The 18,630-nt window shown below is 72.4% G+C and carries 22 protein-coding genes; 5 read left to right on the forward strand and 17 right to left on the reverse strand.

The genetic code is table 11. The features are described from left to right. Positions 1-41 precede the first annotated feature (41 nt). From QRN49_RS12010 to QRN49_RS12085, 16 genes are all read right to left on the reverse strand, one after another. The gene (locus QRN49_RS12010; RefSeq protein ID WP_194622020.1) at positions 42-485 is read right to left on the reverse strand and encodes a flagellar hook assembly protein FlgD; all 444 of its coding nucleotides are present in this window, start codon (positions 483-485) and stop codon (positions 42-44) included. A 25-nt stretch (positions 486-510) separates the two neighbouring features. Further along, on the reverse strand, positions 511-1,911 hold the full coding sequence (locus QRN49_RS12015) for a flagellar hook-length control protein FliK (RefSeq protein WP_284756063.1): 1,401 nt from the start codon (positions 1,909-1,911) through the stop codon (positions 511-513). Next, entirely contained in the window at positions 1,908-2,645 is a 738-nt protein-coding gene (locus tag QRN49_RS12020; RefSeq protein WP_284756065.1) for a C40 family peptidase, read from the reverse strand. The genes QRN49_RS12015 and QRN49_RS12020 overlap by 4 nt, the downstream gene beginning before the upstream one ends. Continuing rightward, on the reverse strand, positions 2,642-3,073 hold the full coding sequence (locus QRN49_RS12025; RefSeq protein ID WP_071403924.1) for a flagellar FliJ family protein: 432 nt from the start codon (positions 3,071-3,073) through the stop codon (positions 2,642-2,644). Before QRN49_RS12025 ends, QRN49_RS12020 begins: the two co-directional genes overlap by 4 nt. Then, positions 3,073-4,416: a FliI/YscN family ATPase gene (locus QRN49_RS12030; protein WP_284756067.1), complete on the reverse strand. Its 1,344-nt coding sequence runs from the start codon at positions 4,414-4,416 to the stop codon at positions 3,073-3,075. The genes QRN49_RS12025 and QRN49_RS12030 overlap by 1 nt, the downstream gene beginning before the upstream one ends. After that, positions 4,413-5,087 (reverse strand): FliH/SctL family protein, encoded by a 675-nt coding sequence (locus QRN49_RS12035; protein ID WP_284756069.1) that lies wholly within the window; start codon positions 5,085-5,087, stop codon positions 4,413-4,415. The genes QRN49_RS12030 and QRN49_RS12035 overlap by 4 nt, the downstream gene beginning before the upstream one ends. After that, positions 5,080-6,120 (reverse strand): flagellar motor switch protein FliG, encoded by a 1,041-nt coding sequence (gene fliG / locus QRN49_RS12040; RefSeq protein ID WP_071244891.1) that lies wholly within the window; start codon positions 6,118-6,120, stop codon positions 5,080-5,082. The genes QRN49_RS12035 and fliG overlap by 8 nt, the downstream gene beginning before the upstream one ends. Positions 6,121-6,128: 8 nt before the next feature. Further along, positions 6,129-7,799 carry a flagellar basal-body MS-ring/collar protein FliF gene (gene fliF / locus QRN49_RS12045; protein ID WP_284756071.1) on the reverse strand — a complete coding sequence of 557 codons (1,671 nt, stop codon included), beginning with the start codon at positions 7,797-7,799 and terminating at the stop codon, positions 6,129-6,131. Continuing rightward, a complete protein-coding gene (gene fliE / locus QRN49_RS12050) occupies positions 7,799-8,140 on the reverse strand; it encodes a flagellar hook-basal body complex protein FliE (RefSeq protein WP_027465513.1) in 342 nt (113 codons plus the stop codon). The genes fliF and fliE overlap by 1 nt, the downstream gene beginning before the upstream one ends. Next, complete coding sequence (locus QRN49_RS12055; RefSeq protein ID WP_017886136.1) at positions 8,140-8,535, reverse strand: flagellar basal body rod protein FlgC; 396 nt, start codon at positions 8,533-8,535, stop codon at positions 8,140-8,142. The genes fliE and QRN49_RS12055 overlap by 1 nt, the downstream gene beginning before the upstream one ends. Further along, positions 8,532-8,876 carry a flagellar basal body protein gene (locus QRN49_RS12060; RefSeq protein ID WP_017886135.1) on the reverse strand — a complete coding sequence of 115 codons (345 nt, stop codon included), beginning with the start codon at positions 8,874-8,876 and terminating at the stop codon, positions 8,532-8,534. The genes QRN49_RS12055 and QRN49_RS12060 overlap by 4 nt, the downstream gene beginning before the upstream one ends. Positions 8,877-9,108: 232 nt before the next feature. Next, a complete protein-coding gene (locus QRN49_RS12065) occupies positions 9,109-9,435 on the reverse strand; it encodes a hypothetical protein (protein WP_284756076.1) in 327 nt (108 codons plus the stop codon). After that, positions 9,425-9,898: a flagellar export chaperone FliS gene (fliS, locus tag QRN49_RS12070; RefSeq protein WP_084740422.1), complete on the reverse strand. Its 474-nt coding sequence runs from the start codon at positions 9,896-9,898 to the stop codon at positions 9,425-9,427. The genes QRN49_RS12065 and fliS overlap by 11 nt, the downstream gene beginning before the upstream one ends. An 11-nt stretch (positions 9,899-9,909) precedes the next feature. Beyond that, positions 9,910-11,298 (reverse strand): flagellar filament capping protein FliD, encoded by a 1,389-nt coding sequence (gene fliD / locus QRN49_RS12075; RefSeq protein WP_284756078.1) that lies wholly within the window; start codon positions 11,296-11,298, stop codon positions 9,910-9,912. 106 nt (positions 11,299-11,404) lie between these two features. Beyond that, on the reverse strand, positions 11,405-12,244 hold the full coding sequence (locus tag QRN49_RS12080; protein ID WP_194654400.1) for a flagellin N-terminal helical domain-containing protein: 840 nt from the start codon (positions 12,242-12,244) through the stop codon (positions 11,405-11,407). Between the two features lie 118 nt (positions 12,245-12,362). Beyond that, a complete protein-coding gene (locus QRN49_RS12085; RefSeq protein WP_111030012.1) occupies positions 12,363-13,178 on the reverse strand; it encodes a sigma-70 family RNA polymerase sigma factor in 816 nt (271 codons plus the stop codon). Positions 13,179-13,620: 442 nt separating this feature from the next. Here QRN49_RS12085 and QRN49_RS12090 point away from each other — a divergent pair, with 442 nt between their 5' ends. The 5 genes from QRN49_RS12090 to QRN49_RS12110 all read left to right on the forward strand — a co-directional run bounded on the left by QRN49_RS12090 (position 13,621) and on the right by QRN49_RS12110 (position 17,960). Continuing rightward, a complete protein-coding gene (locus QRN49_RS12090; protein ID WP_071403931.1) occupies positions 13,621-14,106 on the forward strand; it encodes a flagellar protein FlgN in 486 nt (161 codons plus the stop codon). A gap of 4 nt (positions 14,107-14,110) precedes the next feature. Continuing rightward, positions 14,111-15,532, forward strand: coding sequence for a flagellar hook-associated protein FlgK (flgK, locus tag QRN49_RS12095; protein WP_284756082.1), 1,422 nt, complete (start codon positions 14,111-14,113; stop codon positions 15,530-15,532). Between the two features lie 2 nt (positions 15,533-15,534). Further along, a complete protein-coding gene (gene flgL / locus QRN49_RS12100) occupies positions 15,535-16,416 on the forward strand; it encodes a flagellar hook-associated protein FlgL (protein ID WP_209050985.1) in 882 nt (293 codons plus the stop codon). Then, positions 16,413-16,781 carry a flagellar assembly protein FliW gene (gene fliW, locus QRN49_RS12105; protein ID WP_027465503.1) on the forward strand — a complete coding sequence of 123 codons (369 nt, stop codon included), beginning with the start codon at positions 16,413-16,415 and terminating at the stop codon, positions 16,779-16,781. The genes flgL and fliW overlap by 4 nt, the downstream gene beginning before the upstream one ends. Positions 16,782-17,039: 258 nt before the next feature. After that, positions 17,040-17,960, forward strand: coding sequence for a hypothetical protein (locus QRN49_RS12110; protein WP_284756086.1), 921 nt, complete (start codon positions 17,040-17,042; stop codon positions 17,958-17,960). 17 nt (positions 17,961-17,977) lie between these two features. On the opposite strand, the gene QRN49_RS12115 is transcribed toward QRN49_RS12110, so the two are convergent. Continuing rightward, the gene (locus QRN49_RS12115) at positions 17,978-18,625 is read right to left on the reverse strand and encodes a hypothetical protein (protein ID WP_284756087.1); all 648 of its coding nucleotides are present in this window, start codon (positions 18,623-18,625) and stop codon (positions 17,978-17,980) included. Between the last annotated feature and the right edge of the window lie 5 nt (positions 18,626-18,630).

An 18,630-nucleotide genomic window follows, 5' to 3' on the forward strand; every position in this document is an offset into this window, starting at 1 on the left:
CGAGGAAGAACGAGGAAGAACGAGGAAGGAACGAGCGGGCGTCAGGACGCCGGAGCGGTGGTGGTGATGCCGGAGATCACGTCGAGAGCGACCTCCTTCCCGTTCACGGTGACCGTGGGCACGCTGTTCGCGTACGACACGGCCGAGGCGGTCCCGGTGACGGACTTGCCCGAGTCGGCGTCGGTGTAGCTGACCTGCTTGCCGACGAGGTTCGCTGCGGCGATGCGCATCTGGAGCGAGAAGTTCTCGTTCCCCGTCGTGGTCTGGTTGGTGATCTGCTCCATCATCGCGAGCTGCGTCTGCTGGCCGATCATCTGGTTGGTGTCCATCGGCGACGACGGGTCCTGGTTGCGCAGCTGCGTGACGAGCAGCTTCATGAAGACCTCGGAGTCCATCGTCTGGGACTTCTGGGCGGTGGAGTTCGCGGCGAGGGCCGCGGCCTGCGCGGCCGGGTCGACGCTGCCGGTGATGCCGTCGATGGGCATGGTGCGTTCCTGTTCGTGAGCCGGATCAGGCGAGGACGTCGAGTCCCGCGGTGCGGATGGAGGGCGTGTGGGCGGTGGGCTGCGGACGCGGGGTGACCCGCGCCTCCAGGCCGGGGTCGCCAGGCAGCGCACGTGCGGCCGGGCGCTCGTCGCGACCCGGCGCGTCCTGCGGCTGGTTCTGCGACGACAGGTCGAGCGTGGTGCTCACACCGGTGCCGGCGGCGTCGCGACGCAGGTCCGGCAGGACCTGGCGGACGGCCTCGCGGCCGGCGTCCGACGCGGCGAACAGCTCGACGTGCATGCCGTGGGCGGTGACGTGCGCGCGGACCGTGACCGGGCCGAGGCTGTCCGGCACGACCTGCACCGTGACGACGTGCTCGCCGGGGCCGGCCTGCGCGAGTGAGAACACCGGTCGCGCGAGCTGCTGGGCGAGCGGTGCCGGGGCCGGCGCGGTCGCCGCGGCGGGCGCGGCGGTCGGCGTCGTCGACATGACGAACGGCGTCTCGCCACCGCGCGTCGGGGCGACGGCCGGGAGGCCCGGATCACCCGGCGTCGACGCCTGCTGCTCCGTCCCGTGGCCGGCTCGGGAGCCGGTGCCGGTTGCCGGGGCGGCGGCCGCCACCACCGGCGCCTGGGCCGGCGTCACGGTCGCGGTGTCGCCGTCGGCGGTGCGAGTGGCGGCGGGGGCCGCGATCACGGCAGCGGCCGTCGGGGCGGTGGTCGCCGGGTCGCTCGTGGCCCTGGTCGTCGACGCAGCGGTCGTCGCGGGGGTGGCGTCGGCGACGGTCGTCGCGGGCGCGGCCGGAGACGCGGTGCCGGCGGGCGTCACGGCGGAGGTCGTCGCGGCGGTGGTCGCCGGGCGGGTCGTCGCAGCGGCAGCCGGCTCCGGTGCGGTGCCGGACGCCGGTGCCTGCTGCGGGGTCGCCGTGGCGGGGGCGGTGGTCGGCGCCGGGGTCGACGGGACCGGCGTCGAGGTGTCCCCCTCCACCGACGGCGGTGTCGTGGTCGTGGTGTTGGTCGTTCCGGCGGTCGCGCCTGCTGCCACGACGACGTGTGGTTCGCCGGCGGGCGTCTCGGCGGCGCGGCTGGCCGGAGCGATCGGTGCGGCCACGGTCACGAGTCCGGCGGCGAGCAGCGCCTGCGCGTCGACGGGCGCTGCGTCGCTCGGCACCGCCTGGTCCGACGCGGACGTGGACGCAGACGCGGACGGCGTGGTGGCGGTGCCCGGTGTCGCAGCCGAGCCGCCCGCCGTGCGGCCGTCGGCGTCGTCCCGCCCGGCACCACCGTCGCCGGGGCGCCGCTCGGTCGCGACGGCGGCGGTCAGTGCCGCACCGAAGGCCCCGGCAGCCGCGGGGTCGGACGATCCACCCCGGGTGGAGCCCGGTGCAGTGGGCACGGACGGCTGGGTGGCGATGGTCAGGCTCATGCGGCGCTCCCGGACTGCATCATGGACAGCAGCGCGGCGGTCTGCAGGTCGGTCGCGGAACGCGCTGCCGAGGCGGTCGGCGCGGCGACGGCCGCCGGGGCCGCCTGAGCGGGGACGATCCGGCGGATGGTCGCGATGTCGCCCTGGGAGTACCAGTTGTCGACGATCCGGACGTCCTTGCCGGGGCGCGGCGCGTGCAGCACCTTGCCGTCGCCGACGTAGATGACGACGTGGCCCTCGCCCTTCGGGATGATCAGGTCGCCGGGCTGCGCGTCCTTCAGGGAGCCGACCTCGACGCCCATCTTCGCCTGGTCCGGCACGACCCGGGGCATCGTGACCCCGAGGTCCTTGAAGACCGTCTGCACCAGGCCCGAGCAGTCCATGCCCGCGGTCGTCTCCCCGCCGAACACGTACGGCACGCCGAGGTACTTCTTCGCGTCGGCCACCACGTCGGCCCCGGTCGCACCGCTGCCGGTGGCGAGGGTGCCGGCCCCGGCGTCGACCGAGGTCGCGGGGGCACGGGTGGCCGCCGGGGTCGCCGCGGCGGTCGCACCGGCAGCGCTCGCGGCGCCGGTCGTGCCGTCGGCGGTGGCGAGGGCGTCGGCGAAGGCTGAGGACCCCGCGGTACCGCTGGTGGCGGACGTGCTCGGGGCGGCCGTGGCCGTCCCGCCGCGCAGCGTGTCGATCTGGGACCGGATCTCCGAGATCCGGGAGAGCACCGCTTCGACGCTCATCGGGCACCACCTTCCGTGCGGCGTCGTGCCGCGATCTCGTCGAGGGCGTTCTGTTCGGTCCGGAGTTCCTCGGCCGCCTGCTGCTCGGTGTGCTTTCCCTCGAGCTTCTCGAGGCCGACGGCGGCACGACGGGCGGCGGTGTAGTCCTGCTGCGCCCGGTCGGCGTCGGCACGGCGGTTCTGCACCACGGCGTCGAGCTCCTCGAGCATCCCGCGGGTCGCGGCACGGGCTGCGGCGACGGCGCTCAGGGTGGCGGCGTCCTGGATCGGCTGGGCGTCCTCGCTGTCGGCGAGGCTCCGGCGTGCGGCGATCCGGGCGTCGGCGGCGTCCCGGACGCGCTCGTTCGCGGTGGCCAGCGTGGCGGCGGCACGGTCCTGTTCGGTGTGGCGCAGGCGCAGGAGCCCGGCGAGCGGGAAACGGCGGGCCATCACGACACCCCCAGCTGCTGCACGAGGCCGCCGAGGCGCTGCCAGGACGCGTCAGCCGTGGCCCGCTCGTCCATGCCCTGGCGCAGGAACGCGTCGATCGATCCCTGGTGGTCGACGGCGGCGTCCACGAGCGGGTTCGACCCGCGCTGGTAGGCGCCGACGTCGAGCAGGTCCTGGGCGCCGGCACGGGCGGCCATCACCTTCCGCAGCACGGTGGCGGCGGCACGCTGCTCGGGTCGGGTGACCTTCGAGGCGACGCGGGACACCGAGCCGAGGGCGTCGACCGACGGGAAGTGCCCGGTGATCGCGAGCTTGCGGTCGAGCACGACGTGGCCGTCGAGGATGCTGCGGGCCGCGTCGGCGATCGGCTCGTTGTGGTCGTCGCCGTCGACCAGCACGGTGTACATGCCCGTGATGCTGCCGACGCGGTCGGTCCCGGCGCGCTCGAGCAGTCCCGCGAGCACCGAGAACGTCGACGGCGGGTAGCCCCGGGTGGCCGGCGGTTCCCCCACCGACAGCCCGATCTCACGCTGCGCCATCGCGACGCGGGTGAGCGAGTCCATCATGAGCACGACGTCCTGGCCGGCGTCGCGGAACGACTCGGCGATGCGGGTGGCCACGAACGCGGCGCGCAGGCGCATGAGTGCGGGCTCGTCAGAGGTGGACACGACGACGATCGAGCGGGCGAGCCCCTCGGGTCCCAGGTCGTCCTCCAGGAACTCGCGCACCTCACGGCCGCGCTCCCCCACCAGGGCAATGACGTTGACGGCCGCGTCGCTCCCCCGCGCGATCATCGACAGCAGCGACGACTTGCCCACGCCGGAGCCGGCGAACAGGCCCATGCGCTGCCCGCGGCCGACGGTGGTCAGGGTGTCGAGCACGCGGACGCCGAGCTGCATCGGGGTGTCGATGCGGGTCCGGGCCATCGCGCTCGGGGTGTCGTGGCCGAGCGGGACCCAGGTGACCGGTCCGCCGCCGGGCCCCTCGAGCGGCCCACGGTCGTCGATCGGTCGGCCGAGCCCGTCGAGCACGCGGCCGAACAGACCGGATCCGGTCGGCACGAGCACCGGGCGGCCGGTCGGACGCGCCGGGGTGCCCGCGGTCACGCCGGTCAGGCGGCCGAGCGGCATGCAGCGGACGCCCGAGGCATCGGTGGCGACGACCTCGACCGCGGTCTGTTCGCCGTCCTCGGCGCCGACCGTGACGACCTCGCCCACGCGGGCGTCGAGCCCGGCGATCGTCAGCCCCAGGCCGACGGCGCTCGTGACGACACCGACCCGCTGGGGTGCGGCCCGCAGGAGCGCTTCGTCGAGACCGCGCGGACGGAGCAGCGTGGCGGTCACCGGTCGGCTCCCGTCGCGTCCACACCGAGGGCGGTGCGGGCGCGGTCGAGCGCCGTGGCGATGCGCGCGTCGAGCATGCCGTCCGGCAGGTCGACGACGGCGTCGCCGTCGCGCAGGGTGCCGTCGGCGACGACCGGCACCGGCAGGTCGAGGCCGGCGACGCGCGCGGCGTCCGCCGGGCTGAGCCGGACGGCCACCGGGACCGTGCGGTCGACGGACGCGAGCGCCCGCCGGACGGTGGCCTCGGCGCCGGACGCGATCCGGGCCTCCCGGCTGCCCGGTCCGTCCGGACCGTCGGTGACGGTCGCGTCGTGTGCGGGCCTGGAGGCGCGGACCACGTTGCCGACGATCGCCTCGGCCAGGTCGACTGCCGCACTCGCGACCGACGCCTCGGCGTCCGCCAGGACGGGTGCGACCGTGGACAGCATGGCGCTCGTGGCGGCGTCGAGGACCGCGATCCGGCGGGCGATGTCGGCCTGCAGCGCGGTGACCCGCGCGGCGTACTCGGCCTCGAGCCGGGCGCGCAGGGCGTCGGTCTCGGCCTGCGCGGCCCGCAGGCCGGCGGTGTACCCGGCCGCGTGCCCGCGGACGTCCGCGCTCGACGCACGCTCGCGTCCGGCGGGGTCGGCGAGCACCGGGAAGGCGACGCGGTGCACGACGGTGTCAGTCAACGAGCTCGTCCTCCTCGGCGCGGTGCACGGTGACGACGCCCTGGGCCTCGAGCTCGCGCACGGAGCGGACGACCTCGGCACGGGCTTCCTCGACCTGCGAGACGCGGACCGGGCCCATGGCCTGCAGTTCGTCGTCGAGCAGTTCGCGGTTGCGCTCGGACACGTTCGCGCGGATGGTCTCGACGACGGGCCCGGCTGCGCCCTTCATGGCGGTCGCGAGGATCTTCGAGTCGATGCCGCGCAGCACCTGCTGGATGTCGCGGGACTCGAGCTTCACGATGTCCTCGAAGGTGAGCATGCGGGAGCGGATGTCCTCGGCGAGCTCCGGGTCGCGGGCTTCGAGTCCCTCGAGCACGGCCTTCTCCGTCGCGACGTCCGAGCGGTTGATGATGTCGACCAGGGGCGCGATGCCACCGACGACCTCGACGCTCTCGCGCGGCGACACGACGGCCCCGGCGCGCTGGCGCAGCACACCGGCGACGATGCCGACGGCCTCGGGGGTCGCGCTGCCCATGGTGGCGAAGGCCTGGGCGACGTCGGTGCGGACACGCTCGTCGATCCCGGCGAGCACGGCACTGGCTTGCCCGGGGCCCAGGTGGGCGAGCACGAGGGCGATCGTCTGCGGCAGCTCGCCCTCGAGCAGGGAGATGACCTGGCCGGGTTCGGCGTCGTCGAGGAAGTCGAACGACTGGCCGGCGAGGTTCGAGGCCAGACGGTCCATCACGCCGGCGGCCCGCTCGGCGCCGAACGACGCCTCGAGCAGCCCGAGGGCGGTCTCCTTGCCGCCGCGCTTCTGCAGGCGGCCGCTCATCGTGATCCGGTGGAACTCCGACAGCGTCTGGTCGACGACGGTGTCCTCGACGCGGCGCATCCGGACGATCTCGGCGGAGATCTCCTCGGCCTCCATCTCGGTGAACTGCTTCATCACCTCGGCGGCGCGGTCGGTCTCCATCTGCATGAGGATGAGCGCGACCTTCTGCGCGCCGGTCAGGGCACGGTCACTCGGACCGGAACCGCCGCCGGGGCTCGGCATCAGCGCGCTCACACCGGTGCCCGGTCGTCCAGGAGCCCGCGCAGGAGCTCGGCGGTGCGCTTCGGGTCACGCTCGGCCAGGGCGGAGATGTCCTGACGGCGGCGCTCGGCCGTGATCTCCTCGGTCGTCAGTACCTCGGTGGGGGCGTCCCCGCCGGGCATCGCGGACAGCACGGCGGTCGGGGCGTCACCGGCACCGAGCGTGGCCCGGTCGTCGACGCCGTCCATCGCGAGGGGCAGCTGGAACGTCTCACCGGCGAAGGCGTCGAGCTCGCCGAGGTCGACGGCCTCGCGCTCCTGCTTCCGGTTGCGGCGGGCGACGAAGAACATGATCGCGATGACGGCGAGGACGATGCCGATCACGATGCCGGCAGTGCGGATCGACGACCACAGCGCTTCCTGCTGGTCGGCCTTCTGCTGGGCTTCCAGGGCCTTGGCGGCCTGGTCGGAGGCGCTCGTGTCGAAGTCCATCATCGCGACCTTGACCTGGTCGCCACGGTTCTGGTCGACACCCGCGGCGGCGGACACCAGGTCGTTGATGCTCTGCAGGTTCGCGTTCTGCACGGCGGCGGCCTTCGAGTTCAGCGCGACCGAGATGGTCTGCCGGTCGAGCCCGCCCGAGGGGATCTGCGTGGTCTCGGTGGTGTGGTCGACGGCGTTGTTCTTCGTCGCCGACTCGTTCTTGTACCCGTCGTCGCCGGCGCCGCTCGTCGCGGTGCCGTTCGGGACGGCGATGTTGTCCGGACCGAGGACACCGGTCGCGCCGCTCCCCGCGCCGGAGCCCGCGCCGTACTCCTCGGTGGTGCTCGACTCGTTCAGTGCGACCGGGCCCGAGGTCGGGCTCGTGTAGCTCTCCGACGTCCGGGTGCCGGACTCCTGGTTCATCGTCCCGGAGACCACGACGGTCGCGTTGCCGACACCGAGCGTGGTGTCGAGCAGGTCCTGGATCTTCTTGCTCGTCGCCGCGTCGTAGTCGGCGGCCTGGTCCGCGCCGCTGCCGGTCGCACCGGTGCCGACGGCGGACAGGGTCTGGCCCTTCGCGTCGACGACCGAGACGTCGGTGGGCTGCATGCCCTCGACCGAGGCGCTCGTCAGGTGCACGATGGCCTGCACCTGGTCGGTGCTCAGCTGCGTGCCGTTGTCGGTCGCGATGAACACCGACGCGGTCGGGTCCTTCTCCTCGGAGACGAACACGGACTTCTCCGGGATCGCGAGCTGCACGGTGGCGGTCTGCACGCCGTCCATCGCACCGATGGTCTTGGCGAGCTCGCCCTCCATCGCGCGCTTGTAGGTGACGTCCTGCTGGAACTCGGAGCTCGTCACGCCCATCTTGTCGAGCAGCGAGTAGCCGCCCTCGTTCGACGACGGCAGGCCGTTCGACGCCGCCTTGAGCCGCTCCGAGTAGACCTGCGCCTGCGGCACGAGGATCGTCGCGCCGCCGTCGGTGAGCTGGAACGGCACACCGTCGGTCTGCAGCTGGTCCGTGATGGAGCTCGCGTCGGCCGCGGCGAGCCCGGTGAAGAGCGGGGCGTAGGACGCCTTGCCGAGCCAGGACGCGAGGGCGATCCCGCCGAGCACGAGCGCCGCGATCGCCAGGATCGCGATGGTGCGCTGGGCGGCGGAGAAGCCCTGCACGTAGGCGCTGAGGCGCGCGAAGACGTTCTTGACGGCGACGGGCATCAGGCCTGCATCCTCATGATCTCGTTGAAGGCGTCGACGCCCTTGTTGCGGACGGCGGAGACGAGCTCGAGCGTGACCTGCGCGCGGGTGGCGGCGATCGTGGCGTCGTGGATGTCGTCGAGGTTGCCGGTCACGGCCTTGAGCGCGAGGGTCTTCGAGTCGCTCTGCAGCGACTGCAGCCCGTCGACGGCGTTGCCGAGGCTCGCGGCGAACCCGCTGCCGTCGGTCGTCGCGCCGGCGGCACCGGTCGCGTTCGTGCTGTCGCTGGACGTCCCCGACACACTGGTCAGGGCGTTCGTCATCGCGTTGGTGGTCACACCGTTCACGGCGTCGATGGGCATCAGTTCTTCCCGATCTGCAGTGCCGCCTCGTAGGCGGTCTTGGCACGGTCGACCACGGCGGCGTTCGCCTGGTAGCCACGCTGGGCCATGATGAGGTCCGCCATCTGCGTGCCGAGGTCGATGTCGGGCATGCGGACGTAGCCCTCCTCGTTCGCGAGCGGGTTGTCCGGGTCGTAGGTCACACGGCCGGCGGCGCTGCCGAACGCGGCGCCCTTGACGTAGGCGCCGGAGACGCCGGCGCCCTCCTGCACCTCGACGTAGCGCGCCTGGAACGCGGTGTCGTCCATGGACTTCACGGTGTTCGCGTTGGCGATGTTGTCCGAGACGGCGTCGAGCCACTTCCGGTGCACGGTCAGGCCGGTGCTCGCGATGCCGATCGCGTCGAAGGTCGTCACGAGTTCGTCCGCATCGCCGCACGGACGCTGGTGAGCTCGGAGTTCATCGCCTGCGTGGCGAACTGGTACCGCAGCACGGTGTCGATGTTCGACAGCGTCTCCTCGTCGAGGTTGACGTTGTTGCCGTTCGTGTTCGTCGGCTCGAGGCTGCGCGCCATCGTCGGGGTGGTGGCGCCGTCGCCGTCCACGATCGACTTCGCCAGGGCGTCCTCGAACTGCACCTTCTCGGCGTGGTAGTTCGTCGTGTTGATGTTCGCGATGTTGTTCGCGATCACCTTCTGGCGCATCGACAGGCCGTCGAGTGCGCTCTGCAGCGCGACGCTCGTCACGGAATCGAACACAGGGGTCCCCTCGTCAGGCGTCGTCGGTGCGACGTCGCCGTGCGGTGGTGGCCGATCCCTGGCCGAACTGGTGAGCGATCCGTGCTCGTGTGGCGCTATCGGAGCCCGTCGTCCGCCGCGTTAGGCGTCGCCCCGAACGGGGGGCGGTGGTGGGCGGCAGAGCACCCGAGATGCGACAGAGCACCCGTCGATCGACGGGTGCTCTGTCGCAGAAGCGGTGCGGGGGCGCGGGTCAGGCGGAAGCGTCGAGGTACACGGACCCGCGGGGCTCGCGCGTGGCGTCGACGGCGCGCAGGGCACCGAGGTGCTCCAGCGTCGAGCGGCGGTCCGCCTCCAGCACCGTCATCAGGTCCCGCTGCGCGGCGAGCAGCCGGGAGGCCCGTCCCACCAGATCCCGCGGCAGCGGTCCCAGCCCGGCCGGCTCCGACCACCCGGCCACGGCCGTGGAGTCGGCCGCCTGCCCGGCGGCGTCGTGCTCCAGGGAGGTGAGCAGGGCCTCCCATGCGGCTCGTCCGTCGGACGGCTCAGGCGACAGCTCTGCGGACGGCTTAGGCGACACCGAGGGCTCCCCCGGTCGGCTGCTGCGTGGCGGGCGTCGCGGGCAGCGACGCGGCCGCCTCGTGCCACGACTGACGCAGCGGCTCGAGGATCCGGATGCAGTCGCGGGTGGCCTGCACATCGCGGTGCACGTTCGCCGTGATGAGCGAGGTGGAGGCGTAGTTGTAGACGGCGAGCAGGCCCTCGCCGCCGTCCCAGACGTCGATCCGGAGGGTGCTCGAGAGCTCACCGACGATCGCCTGGGCGTGCAGGAGCTGCTCGCGGGCCGCCTCCCAGTCGGCGGCGACCTGCGCGGCCTCGGCGCGGTGCAGGTCGAGCAGCAGCCGGTCGTAGAGCATCGTCACCAGCTGGGCCGGCGTCGCCGACAGCACGGCCTCGTTCGTGTACTGGGCACGACGCTGGTCGGTGACGGTGCGCGGCTGGGCAGCCTGGCGGAAGGCGGCTGCCTGGAAGTCGAAGGTCATGGTCGTTCCCGTCAGCTCGACGTCGAGGCGAGCTGGCTGGCGAGCCAGCTCGACTGCGACTGGAGCTTGCTGAGGCTGGTCTCGAGGGATGAGTAGAGGGTCTGCAGCGAGGCCCGGCGCATCGCCAGCCGGTCGGTCCAGCTGTCGATCTGGGTGGTGAGGTCCTTGGCGACGGCCTGCTGCCCGGTGATGGACGTGGTGACCGAGCCGTCGTACTTGTCGGAAGCAGCCGTGGCCGCGGCGCCGACGTTCGCGGCGACCCCGGAGAGCATCGCCTGGGTGGCCTTCGGGTCGGTGGCGAGGGCCTTCTGGAAGACCTCGGGGTCGAAGGTGAACGTGCCGTCCTTCGTGATCACGATGCCGATCGTCGACGGGGACTTGCCGTCGATCGGGGCGGACATCGTGCTCGTGAGCCGCTGCACGGCGTCGCGGGACGCACCGTCGCCGAGCAGGACGCCGGCCTTCGTGGTCGTGGTGCCGGACGTCGCGCTGGTCGAGCTCGACACCGCGGTGTTCGTCTTGTAGTAGGCCGCGATCGCGTTCATCGCGTCGACGAGCCCGGAGGCGACGGACTGCGCCTTGGTGGTGTCCTGCGCGACCGTCACGGTGACGGGCTCGGTGGTGGCCTTCGAGACGGTCACATCGACCCCGGGGACGAGACCGGTGAAGGTGTTCGTGGCGCTCGTGACCGTCTGCGCGGCGGCGGTGCCGGCCCAGAGGGTGACGCTGGCGTCGGTCGCCGCGGTGACGACGGCGGCACCGGTCTCGGTGAGGACGTTCGTTGCGGTGCCCGCTGCCACCTCGTCGGCGCCGCCCCGGTACACCTGGAACCCGCCGGCCGCCCCGGTCTTCGCGGACGTGAGCTGCAGGCGGTAGAGCTTGGTGCCGTCGGCATCGGTGCCGGCGGAGACCTTCGTCGCGGTGACGCCCGCACCGGACTTGTTCAGGGCGGACACGGCGTCGTCGAGCGAGCCGGACGCCGGCGTCACGGTGGTCGACTTGCCGTCCGCGCCGACGATCGTGATCGGCTGCGCACCGGTCGACCACGTCGACATCGCGGCGGTCACACCGACCTGGGCCGAGGCGGTCGATCCGACGGTGAAGCTGATGGAGCCCGCGGTCGCTCCGGTACCGGTGACCGCGGTGACGCTCGGCGCGGTGCTCGTCGCGGCGAAGAGGTCGAGCGACGAGGCCTTCGCGGCGTCCGCGGCCTTCGTGGCGAGCCCCTGGATCAACCCGTTGAGCGTCTGCAGTGACGAGATGAACGAGTTGGTGGTGGTGAGCTTGTTCTTGAGCAGGGTCTGCGGGACCCCCTCGACGCTCATCAGCGAGTTGATGAGGTCGGTCGTCTTGAGACCGCTGACCAGACCGTCGATCGCGAGGCTGGTGCTCGATGACACGGACGAGGACATCGTCGACACTCCCTGGCGTCGTGGAGGTGGTCAGGACGGCGGCGTCCGTCCTCCGGGGCACCCGATCGGGCCCGGAGGACGGACGTCGTGATGGCTAGCGCAGGAGCGAGAGCACGCCCTGGGTGCTCTGGTTCGCCTGCGCGAGCATCGAGGTGCCGGCCTGGCTGAGGATGTTGTCGCGCGTGTACTTGACCATCTCCTCCGCCATGTCGACGTCGGTGATGCGCGAGGAGGCAGCGGTGAGGTTCTCCTTGGCCACGTTCGTCACGTTGATGGCGTGGTCGAAGCGGTTCTGGACTGCACCGATGCTCGAACGGGCGGCGGAGACGTACTTGATCTGCTCGTCGATCGCGGTGATGGCAGCCTGAGCGTTCGTCGCCGAGTCGAAGGTGAGCGCGCCGACCGCGGTCGACACGGACTCCACGTTCGACTTCGACAGGTCCACGTCGATCTGGCTCGCCGCGTCGCCGTTCGCGCCGACCTGGAACTTCAGGACGCCTGCGGCGCCGGCGGAGCCGTCGAGCAGGTTGATGCCGTTGAACTTGGTCGACGCCGAGATGCGGGTGAGCTCCTTGGTGAGCTCGCCGACCTCGGTGGTGATCGCCGTCCGGGAGTCCGCGTTGTTCGAGTCGTTGCCGGCCTGGACGGCCAGGTCGCGCATGCGCTGGAGGATCGAGTGGGTCTCGGTGAGGCCACCTTCAGCGGTCTGCACGACGGAGATGCCGTCCTGCGCGTTGCGGGCGGCGACCGTGAGGCCACCGACCTGGGACTTCAGCCCCTCGGAGATCGTCAGACCGGACGCGTCGTCGGCAGCACGGTTGATGCGGAGGCCGCTCGAGAGCTTCTCGAGGGACTTCGACAGGTCGTTCTGCGTCGAGTTCAGGTTCCGGTACGTGTTGAGCGCCGAGAGGTTGGTGTTGATGGACATACCCATGGTGGTTTCCTCCGTGAATGTGGGTCGTGCGTCGGCCCGTCCGTGGGCTGACATGGATGACTCTCGACCGGTTGCCGGGAGTCGTTAGGGGATCGGCGGAGAAGTTTCCGCCGACGTCTCAACTCGCCGCGACGGCCGGTCCTGCTGCGGCGTCGTGCACTGCGCGCGCGACACCGGCGGCGGCGTTCGTGGCGACACGGGCGAGGTAGGCGCTGCGGCGGGCCGCGGTGGTGCGGCTCGCGGGCTCGACGGTCGTGCCGTCGCCGTAGTGGGCGGCGAGACCGTCGTGGAGCAGGCGCATCGCCTCGGAGCGCTGCTGCGAGACGGCCGAGTGCGTGATGCCGAGCTCGGCGGCGACGTCGGTGACCGAGCGGTCGCCGAAGTAGACGGCCTCGACGATGAAGCGCATCCGCTCCGGCAGGGCCTCGACCGCGGCGCGGAGGTACCGGCGCTTCTCGGTCTCGAGCAGGTCGTCCCCGGGGAGCGGCAGGTCCGCGGCGACGAGGTCGTGCACGGTCTCGTCGAGCGGCGCGACGGTGCGGGCGGCGTCGCTCATCGCGTCGACGGCGGTCTGCTTGTCGACGCCCATGGCATCGGCGATCTCCTGCGCACCGACGCTCCGGCCGAGGCGCGCGGACAGGGCCTCCTGCGTGGCGAGGGTCTCGCGGATCCGCTTCCGGGTGCCGCGGGACGCCCAGTCGGCCGAGCGCATGTCGTCCGCCAGCGCGCCGGCGATCCGGGTGCGGGCGTAGGCACCGAACGGCACACCGAGGGTCGGGTCGAACGCCTCGGCGGCTGCGACGAGTGCGAGGGACCCGACGGCGGCGAGGTCGTCGCGGTCCAGGTGCGTCGCCCGGGAGCGGACGTCGGCCACGATGTAGCCCACGAGCGGGAGGTGCTCCACGATCATCGCGTTGCGTTCGGTGCGGTCCATGCTGTTCCCCTGGTCGACCTGACGTGTGTCGGCTCACCCGTCCGTGGGCGCGACGGACGCCGGCCTCGGATGGCCGGTGCGTACGCCGAAGACCCGCCCGGGTCCCTCCGAGCGGTGCACCCGCATCGTTCCCGCGCGGTTCCGGGTGTCCCCCGGGGTGCGTTCTGAATGTATCGGCTGGCAATGCGCTGAGCAGGTGCACAACCGTCCCCAGTGCGGGGGTGTCAGGCCCGATTTTCGGTCGGCATTTGGGGGGACTCAGGGTCGGGAACGCTCGTTCTTGTCCCCCGTCGGGGGTCATCGGGTCACAGCGTCGACGAGTACGGGTGACGGCACTCGTCCGTCGGGGCTTACGGTCGCGGTCACCGAGTCGATAGGTCCCGGTGTCCGCAGGATGACGGACCGGGGGCCACCCCGACGAACCACCACCTGGGAGGAGCTGATGAGCGTGAACGACCTGTCCGCCGTGCTCTGGCGCGAACGCGAGCTGCTCGAACTGCTCACCTTCAAGCTCGAGGAGGAGCAGCTCCTGCTCACCGCGGGCCGCTCCCGCTGGGTGTCGCACGCCAGCCGCGAGGTCGAGCAGGTCCTCGACCGGCTCCGCAGCACCGGCCTCGAACGCGCCGCACAGAGCGCCGAGGTCGCCGAGGAGTGGGGCGTCCCCGCCGACGCTCCCCTGCGCGACGTCGTCGCCGCGGCGCCGAACGGGCCGTGGGGCGAGATCCTGTCGTCGCACCTCACCGCGATGGTCGAACTGACCACCCAGATCGGCGCCCTGCGCGACGAGAACGACCGGTTCCTCCGTGCCGCCGCCCAGGCCACCGAGGAGACCCTGGCGGGGACCGTCACCGGTGCCGCCACCTACGACGCCAGTGGCACGTCCGGCGCAGGCCAGGACGGCGCCCGCCTGTTCGAAGGGACGCTGTAGCACCGTGGTCAGCACCTTCGGATCCCTCGCGACCGCCTACTCCGGCCTCGCCGCCGCCCGTGCCGGCATCGACGTCACCGGCCAGAACATCGCGAACGCCGGCACCACCGGGTACACCCGGCAGCGCGTCACGCAGAACTCGATCCCCGCGACCCAGACCGGGTTCATGCGGGGCACCGCGGCCCTCGCCGGCCAGGGCGTCTCGGTCGACGGCATCGCCCGCCTGGCGTCCCTCACGCTCGACGCCGGCGTCCGCGTCGCCGCCGGTTCCTCGGCCTACGCCGATGCCCGCGCCACGGCACTGTCCGCCCTCGAGACCGGGTTGCACGAGCCCGGCAAGGACGGCCTGAGCGCCAAGCTCGACGCGTTCTGGTCGTCCTGGAGCGAGCTCGCCAGCCACCCCGACGACCCGGGTGCCGCCAGCGCCGTACTCGGGGCCGCCGGCACCGTCGTCTCCGCCCTGGCCGCCGGCTCGAAGGCCGTCGACGCGCAGTGGTCCTCGGTGCGCGGCACCCTGACCGGGCAGGTCGCCCAGCTGAACGGCGCCGCGGAACAGGTCGCCGACCTGAACGGCCGGATCCGCACCGCGCTCGCCTCGGGCGGCACCGCCAACGAGCTGCTCGACCAGCGCGACCAGCTCACGCAGCAGATCGCCACGCTCGCCGGCGGCACCACCCGGACGAACGCCGACGGCACGGTCGACGTGCTCCTCGGCGGCAACCCGCTCGTGCAGGGCACCGACGCCCGCTCGGTCGCCCTCGGCGGCGGCGAGCGTCTGGCCGACGGCACCGCGGTCACCCTGACCTGGACCACCGGAACGGCCGGGGCGGTCGGGCTGAGCGGCGGCTCGATCGGCGGCGCCCTCGCGGTCCTCGCGCCGGCGTCCGGCACCGGTACCGGCGGCGCACTCGCCGAGGCCTCCGCGTCCTACGACGCCGTGGCCACGCGACTCGCCACCACCGTGAACACCCTGCACGCCGCCGGGACCACCCCGTCCGGCGCCACCGGTGCACCCTTCTTCTCCCTGGCGGCCGGCGTCCCCGCCGCCCAGGCGCTCGGCGTCGTCCCCACGGACGCCGGCGGACTGGCGACGCGGAACGCGGCGGGGGAACTCGACGACTCGTTCGCCGACGCGCTCGCGCGACTCGGGGCGTCGTCGGACGGTGCCGACCAGGTCTGGGCGACGTTCGTGGCGGGGGTGGGCACCGCCTCCAGGTCGGCGTCGTCGGAATCCACGATGACCGGACTCGCGCTCACCAACGCACGCACCCAGCAGCAGTCGAGCGCCGGCGTCGACCTCGACGAGGAGAACGTCAACCTGCTGAGCTACCAGCACGCGTACCAGGGCGCGGCGCGCGTCCTGACCGCGGTCGACGAGATGCTCGACACCATCATCAACCGCGTCGGACTCGTCGGGAGGGGCTGATCGTGATCACCCGTGTGACCACCCAGATGTCGATGGCGGCCGCGTCGGCCCGGCTGCAGGCCGGTGCCGCGCGGGTCGCCGAGCTCACCGACCAGGCCACGACGCTGCGTGCGATCCAGAAGCCCTCGGACGACCCGGTCGGCACCGCGTCGTCGATGCAGGTGCGCAAGGAGCAGGCCGCTGCAGCGCAGTACTCGCGGAACGCGAACGACGCCGCGGCCTGGCTCGCGACCACCGACAGTGCGCTGTCGAGCGTCTACTCGGTGCTCAACAACGTCCGCGACCTCACCGTGCAGGCCGCGAACTCCGGCACCATGAGCGACACGAACCGCGACGCCTTCGTCACGCAGTTCCGGTCGCTGAAGGCGGACCTCGAGGCGCGTGCCAACACCACCTACGGCACCCGCTCGGTGTTCGCGGGATCGTCGACCGCCGCCGCTGCCTACGACCCGGCAACGGGCTGGGCCACATCGGGCACCGACGTGTCCCGGCGGATCGGTGACGGCACGACCGTGCGCGTCGACACCGCCGGCACCGCGGTCTTCGGCTCCGGCGACGACTCGGTGTTCGCGGTGATCGACTCCATCGTCAACGACCTGCAGAACGGGGTGAACGTGAACGCTCGGATCAACGACGTGGACGGCGCACTCGGGACCGTCCGCGGCGCCCAGGCCGACGTCGGGATCCGGCACGCCGCCGCGCTCACGGCGCAGGACTCGCTGAAGTCGGCGACCGTCTCGCTCGAGAGCCGTCGCGCCGACATCGAGGACGTCGACCTCGCGAAGGCCGTCCTCGACCTGCAGGTGCAGCAGACCAACTACCAGGCAGCCCTCGCCGTCACCGCGAAGGTCCTGCAGCCGACCCTGATGGACTACCTCCGATGAGCATCTCCCTGACCTTCGCCGTCCCGCCGTTCGGGCTCGCCCCCGCAGCGGCCTTCGAGCTGTCGCCGGTCGACGGCGCCGAGGGGCTGTTCACGCTCGTCGGCGACGACGCACGGCTGTTCCTGCTCGACGCCGCGGTGCACCTGCCGTCGTACGCGCCGGAGCTCACCGACGAGCAGGCCGCCGGGCTCGGGCTGACCGACCCCGCCGACGCGATGCTGCTCGTGGTCGCGAACCCCGGTGCGTCCGGCACCACGGTCAACCTGCTCGCGCCGATCGTCGTGAACGCCCGGACGGCCGTGGGCGCGCAGGTCATCCTCGAGGAGCAGGACCTGCCGCTGCGGGCGGAGCTCGCGCGGGTGTAGGTGGTGGCGGGGGCAGCTGCTTCGCACCCGTTCTGCGACATTCCACCAGTCGTTCACGGCGTGGATCGTCGGAACATGCACACGCAGTAGTTGCGCGCACATCAGGCGACAACACACGAGTCGTTCGACGCGTGGATCGTCGGAACATGCACACGCACTGCAGGCGGTCAGTCCTCCACAGGGCGTCGCCACCGCCAGAGTCTCCACAGATCGGCGTCCGGAGCGTGCTGGATCTCCGCGTTCGGCGAGCCTGGTGTCATGTCCAGAGCGAACGACGTCGAACTGATCCGCACATCGGGCGCGACCTCCGCCGAACGCCGTGCCCTCGAACGCGACGTTCGCCGCGGACGCTTCGAACGCCTCCGTCCGGGCGTCCTCGTCCACCCGGGTGCCCTCGACGGGCTGCACCCCGGCGAGCAGCACCACGTGCTCGTCCGGGCCTCGGCGCACCGGATCCGTGACACGGACGTCGTCTCACACCAGTCTGCCTGCGCCGTCCTCGGTCTGCCGTTGGTCGCAGCGGCACCGCCGAAGGTGCACCTCTCCGATCCGACCACGACGCACACTCGTGTCACGGCGTGGTTCGTCCGGCACGGTGCACAGGAGCGGCCACCCGCAGTCCTCGTCGATCAGCAGGCGACCCCCACGACGACGGCCGCGAGGACCGCCATCGACGTCGCTGCGACACGCTCCTTGCTCGAAGCACTCCCCGTCGTCGATGCCGTGCTCTCCCGTCGGCTCGCCGACCGTGAGGCGCTGGACGCAGAACACGCATCGCTGGCCTTCGCTCGGACCAAGGCGGGGATCGCGGTGGGGATGGGGTCGGCGCTGTCGGGTTCGCCCGCGGAGTCGGTGTGCCGGGTGCGGTTCCGAGAGCTCGGTGTGCCCGAGCCGGTGCAGCAGCACGTGTTCGCCCGGGCCGGATCGGCCACGGCGGTCGTGGACTTCTGGTTCCCCGACCAGGGCGTCGTGGTCGAGGTCGACGGCCGCGCGAAGTACGAGGACCCGGCGCTCCTCGACGGGCGTTCCACCGCGGACGCGCACTGGCGCGAGAAGCGGCGAGAGGACTTCATCCGGTCGTTCCCCGAGGTCCGGGCGGTCGTGCGGCTCTCGTGGGCCGACCTGATGCAGCCCGACCGGGTGCGGGCCGCCCTCCGGCGTGCGGGTGTCCCGTGCTGAGGGTGCGTGCCGGACGGTCAACGCGGGCGGCGTGGCGCATCCGGGTGGTGCAGGCGCTGACGCTCGATCCTCGGCCGACCGGGCGTTCCACCGCCGTGCATCACCCCGCCGACCACGACCTCGCCGAGCCCCACGCGCACCCCACGGACCGGCCCGGTGCCCTTGACCACGCCGCCGCGGTGGTCCGGGTCGGGTTCGCGGTGGTCGCCGCCGTCCTCGAGCTCGACGTCACGAACGGACACCGGACCGAGCACCTGCGCGCCCACACCGATCCGCGCCGGCCCCTCGACGAGACACCCAGCCGTCAGGCGAGCCCGACCACCGATCACGACGTCGGACCCGTCCGCGACGATGGTCACGGGGCCCGGGCCGAGTTCGGCGCCCGCCCCGATGTGCACGGTCGCCGCAGACGCGACGATGGTCACCGGCCCTGGTCCGAGTCGTGCTCCGGAAGCGACGGAGATCACGCCTCCGTCACGGGTCTCCAGGGTCGTGGACGGGTGCAGCACGGCGCCGGGCCGGACGGAAACACCCGCCCCGATCAGGACGGACCCGGGGTCGAGCACGCGGACGTCCGGTGCGAGTGCGGTGACCTCGTGGACGGTCAGGAACCCGGCCGCGCGGCGAGCGATGTCGAGGGCTTGCGCTGTCCGGTCGCTGTCCATCCAGC

The sequence above is a fragment of the Curtobacterium sp. ME-Dv--P-122a genome, assembly GCF_030209645.1.
GTDB classification, from domain to species: domain Bacteria; phylum Actinomycetota; class Actinomycetes; order Actinomycetales; family Microbacteriaceae; genus Curtobacterium; species Curtobacterium flaccumfaciens.